This window comes from Rhizobacter sp. P2_H2 (genome assembly GCF_056403375.1).
Genome location: NZ_JBFUFP010000406.1, coordinates 1 through 4,524, shown reverse-complemented (window position 1 = coordinate 4,524; position 4,524 = coordinate 1). Strand labels below are relative to the sequence as shown.

4 protein-coding genes and 1 pseudogene are annotated in these 4,524 nt (G+C 68.5%); all 5 read right to left on the bottom strand.

The genetic code is table 11. The features are described from left to right. Nucleotides 1–293 (bottom strand): annotated as a pseudogene (locus tag AC1D15_RS19090) (hypothetical protein); the annotation flags it as partial. A 19-nt stretch (nt 294–312) separates the two neighbouring features. Beyond that, nucleotides 313–1,869 (bottom strand): XrtA system polysaccharide chain length determinant, encoded by a 1,557-nt coding sequence (locus tag AC1D15_RS19085; RefSeq protein WP_047505797.1) that lies wholly within the window; start codon nt 1,867–1,869, stop codon nt 313–315. Nucleotides 1,870–1,970: 101 nt separating this feature from the next. After that, complete coding sequence (locus AC1D15_RS19080) at nt 1,971–2,588, bottom strand: XrtA/PEP-CTERM system exopolysaccharide export protein (protein WP_477827219.1); 618 nt, start codon at nt 2,586–2,588, stop codon at nt 1,971–1,973. Nucleotides 2,589–2,637: 49 nt separating this feature from the next. Further along, complete coding sequence (locus tag AC1D15_RS19075) at nt 2,638–4,053, bottom strand: TIGR03013 family XrtA/PEP-CTERM system glycosyltransferase (RefSeq protein WP_047505990.1); 1,416 nt, start codon at nt 4,051–4,053, stop codon at nt 2,638–2,640. A gap of 165 nt (nt 4,054–4,218) precedes the next feature. After that, nucleotides 4,219–4,524, bottom strand: a 306-nt coding sequence (locus AC1D15_RS19070) for a class I SAM-dependent methyltransferase (RefSeq protein WP_477827218.1), incomplete at its 5' end; no start/stop codon positions are given.

Genomic DNA, 4,524 nt, shown 5'->3' with positions numbered 1-4,524 from the left:
AGGTAGCCCTCGGCGGCGAGGCGCAGCAGGTCGATCTGCACCTCGCGCGAGCGGGCGTTGGTGGGGGCGCGCTCGGCCCGCGTCGGGCGTGCGACGGTGCGCGGCGCGAGTTCGATGTCGTCGGCGACGGTACGGGCGATCGGCGCCGGGGGCGCCAGCGTGGCGGCACCGCCCGGCGCGCCGGTGACCGGGCCGAAGCCCGGCTCGGTGGCGGTCGGCGCCCAGCTCGGCACGTCGATGCCGGCGCGTCGCAGTTCCTCGAGGCGGCGGGTGGCTTGTTCGATGATGCTCATGATGAGGCGGTCGTCCGGTTCAGTGGGGCTGGATGCCGCCCGCGAGCAAGGCGATCCAGGTCACGTTCAAGGCCATGAACACCACCATCGCGCCGCTCAGGCGGATGAGGTCGAAGCGCTGCGCGCGCTCGGCCGCCATCGAGAGGTGGCGCGACACCGTCCCCAGCACCGGGCGCTTCGCGAAGGCCTGCAGCGCCTCCTGCGTGTCGAAGGTCGGGTAGAGCTTGCCCATGCCGAACGCGGCACCGCCGCCGGCGGCCAGCGCGAGGATCATCGCGACGACGGCCAGTGCGGTGCGGTCCGGGAACGCGGCCTTGGCCGGCACGCGCGGCGGCTCGACCAGGCGGTACTCGGCCATGCTCTTCGACTGGTCGATCTTCAGCCCGAGCGAGGCGGCCTCGCGGCGCGAGACCAGCATGTCGTACTGCTTGCGCATGATGTCGTAGTCGCGATTCAGCTGCGCGAGCTCGGCCTCGGCCTGCGGCACGCGGCTCGCGGTGGCCTTGACCTGGTCCAGGCGCTCCTGCTGGCCGCCGAGCTGGCTGCGCAGCGACGCGACATTGGCCTCGGCCTCGGCCAGCGCGATGCGCAGGCGCTGGTACACCGGGTTCGACGACGCGACGCGGCCGCCGGCCTTGGCCGCCGCCTTCGCGCGCTCGGCCTCCTGCTGGCGCTTCTGGGTTTCCAGCTGGCCGATCATGCGGCGCGCCGCGATCACGTCGGGGTGCGCGTCGGTGTAGCGGCGCAGCAGGTCGTCGAGCGAGCGGCGCTGCGCATCCAGGCGCGAATCGATCTCGGTCTGCATCGCCATCGGCACCGCCGGCGCCGGGGCGTCGACCGCCACGTTCGGCTCTTCGCTCGACAGCTCGCGCTTCAGCGCGTCGCGCGACTGCTCGGCGGCGGCCAGCGTCATGCGCAGCTTGCCGACCTCGTCGGTCAGCACCGACATGCGGGCGAAGTAGTCCTGCCCCGACACGCCGGAGACGCCGAAGTTGCGCAGCTTGAATTCCTTCACGCGGTTCTCGGCCTCGACCAGCTTGACCTCGTAGGCCTTGATCTGCTCGTCGATGAAGCGGCTCGCGTCCTGCGAGTCGCGCTGCTTGCTGTCGTTGCCGGAATCGATGAACAGGTTCACCAGCCCGTCGACGACGGCCTTCGCGCGGTTCGGGTCGCCGTCGCGGTAGCTGATCAGGTACAGGTTGCCGCCGCTGTGCTCGACCTTGATGCGGGCGGTCAGGCGGTCGATCGCCTGCTCGCGCTTCAGGTCGGTCAGCGTGCCCAGGCCGACGCCCGGGTCGCCCATCAGGCGTTCGATGTTCGGGCGCGACAGCAGCGTCTTCGCGAGCATGCGCACCTGCTGGTCGAGGTCGGGCTGGAACGCGAGGCCGGCCATCAGCGGCTTCAGCACCGATTGGGTGTCGACGAACAGCTTGGCGGTGGCTTCGTAGCGGTTGGGGATCACCCACACCATCAGCGCGAGCACCACGGCGGTGGCCCAGGCGACGGCCATCGCCAGCCAGCGGCGCTGCCAGATCGTGCGCAGCACGATCGAGATCTGACGGGTCAACTCATTCATCTTGGAGCTTCTGGATGGGTCGACACGCGGAGGTCGACCGTCTCAACAGGGGGTGGTGGCGCCGGGCATCGGGGTGGCCACCGGGTTCAGGACCAGGGCGATCAGAACCAGCTTTGCGGGACGATGATCACGTCGCCCGGCTTCACGTCGACGTTGGCCGAGATGTCGCCGCGCTTGATCAGGTCCTTCAGCCGCACGCTGTACTGCTTGCCCTGCTCGGTGCCGCGCACCAGCACGGCGGCATTGCCGTCGGCGAACTCGGTCAGGCCGCCGGCCTGGATCATCACGTCCAGCAGCGTCATGTTCTGGCGGTACGGCACCGACTGCGGGCGGGTCGCCTCGCCGATGATGCGGATCTGCTCCGAGAACGAACCCTGGAAGTTGTTGACGACGACGGTGACGACCGGGTCGCGGATGTACTTGCCGAGCTTGGCCTCGATGTCGCGCGCCAGGTCGGCCGGGCTGCGGCCGGCGGCGAGCACATCCTCGACCAGCGGGGTCGAGATGCGGCCGTCCGGGCGCACGGTGACGGTGGACGACAGGTCGGCATTGCGCCACACGACGATGTTGATGCTGTCGAGCGCGCCGATCAGGTAGCGGTGGTCCGGCGTCTCGGCCACCTTCGGCGCCGGCGGCAGGCCGCTCAGGCTGCCGCAGCCCGACAGCACCAGCGCCGTCGCGGCCGCACCGAACCATCCCAACAGTGTCTTGACGTTCATTCTCGAGTTCCCTTTTGTCTCTGCGTCTGTGCGTTGATGCGGCGCGAAATCAGTGGGCGCCTTCGCGGAACAACACGACGCTGACGGTTTCGATCAGCACCAGCAGGTCCAGCATCAGCGAGTTGTTCTTCACGTAGTACAGGTCGAACTGGTGCTTGCGGCGTGCGTCGTCGACCGAGGCGCCGTAGCTGTAGCGCACCTGGGCCCAGCCGGTCACGCCCGGCTTGATGCTGTGGCGCACGTCGTAGAACGGGATCTGTTCCTTCAGCTGCTTGACGAAGCTCGGGCGCTCCGGGCGCGGGCCGACCATGCTCATCTCGCCGCGCAGCACCGACAGCAGCTGCGGCAGCTCGTCGATGCGGGTCTTGCGCATGAAGGCGCCGACGCGGGTCACGCGCGAATCGTTCTTGGTGGCCCACACGGCGACGCCGTCCTTCTCGGCATCGGTGCGCATGCTGCGGAACTTCATGCACATGAAGATCTTGCCGCCGAGGCCGACACGTTCCTGCTTGTAGATGATCGGGCCGCGCCCTTCGAGGCGGATCGCCAGCACCGCCAGCAGCATCACCGGCGAGGCGAGCAGCAGCAGGAACGACGAGCTCGCGATGTCGAACGCGCGCTTCAGGATCATGCGCAGGCGGCCTTGCACGAAGCCCTGGCCGTAGACCAGCCAGCTGGCCTTCAGGCTGTCGATCGGCACTTCGGACTTGGCGCGCTCGTAGAAGCCGGCCAGGTCGACGATCGGCACGCCGCGGATGCGGCAGGCGAGCAGCTGGTCCATCGGGACGCTGCCGCCGCGCTGTTCGCGCACCGCGACGATCACTTCATCGATGTGGTGGTCGCGCACGATGTCCTCGATCGACAGCTCGCGCGAGAACACCTTGTGGCCGCGCAGGCTCGCGACCTGCAGCCCCGGGGCCGCATCGGCTTCGGTCGGGAAGAAGCCGGCGACGTTGCGGCGCAGGCGCTTCATCGTCATCAGGTCGCTGGCGACGCTCTGCGCCTCGGCGCCGTTGCCGACGATCAGCACCTTCGGGATGGTGGCCATGCGGCTCATCAGGTACATCGCGCCGCGCACCAGCACCAGGCCGACCAACAGGTACAGCACGGCCGAGGTCATGATCTGCACCGCATAGCCGCCGTTGGCGATGCTGTCGAGCACCAGGTAGGTCACGTAGGCGCCGACGACCAGCGCGGCCAGTGTGCGGCGCAGCATCGCGGCGAAGCCGATCGGGGTCGGGCGGTACAGGCCGGCGAAGGCGTACAGCAGCGACATCACCATCGCGAAGCCGCTGGCGAACAGGAACAGGTGGGGCACCGTCAGCCCGGCGGGTGCTTCCGGCGTGCCCGGCAGGATGTGGACCGACGAGGCGGCCAGCACGATGGCGAAGAAGCACAGCAGACCGTCGGCGATCATCCCGAACAGGGTGGCCACCGAGACATGTAACTGAAACACCTTCAACATGACGCTCATCCTTCAGAACTTCATCCCGGAGCTGCCGCCGATCACTTCGGCGTGCTGCACGGGATGCAAGCAGATGGCGCGGATTGTCAGTACAGGTGGACCGGTGCCCAATCCTCTAAACGGGGGCTCCCCCCCGTGAACAGGGGGGCGCCGGCAGGCGTCAGGTCAACACTTGATGCCCACATGCAACGCCACGATGCCGGCGCTGAGGTTGTGCACGTCGACGTGGCCGAAACCGGCGGTCTTCATCATCGCCTTCAGCGTCTGCTGGTCGGGGTGCATGCGGATCGATTCGGCGAGGTAGCGGTAACTGTCTGCGTCACCGGCCACCAGCTGGCCGATGCGCGGCAGCGCCTTGAACGAATACCAGTCGTAGAACTTCTCCAGCGGCTTGGCCACCTTCGAGAACTCCAGCACCAGCAGCCGGCCGCCGGGGCGCAGCACGCGGCACATCTCGGCCAGCGCACGGTC

What these genes read in the sequence shown, in the direction of transcription:
- AC1D15_RS19085 (WP_047505797.1), bottom strand. Translation starts at nt 1,869, where the DNA reads ATGAATGAGTTGACCCGTCAGATCTCGATCGTGCTGCGCACGATCTGG.
- AC1D15_RS19080 (WP_477827219.1), bottom strand. Translation starts at nt 2,588, where the DNA reads ATGAACGTCAAGACACTGTTGGGATGGTTCGGTGCGGCCGCGACGGCG.
- AC1D15_RS19075 (WP_047505990.1), bottom strand. Translation starts at nt 4,053, where the DNA reads ATGTTGAAGGTGTTTCAGTTACATGTCTCGGTGGCCACCCTGTTCGGG.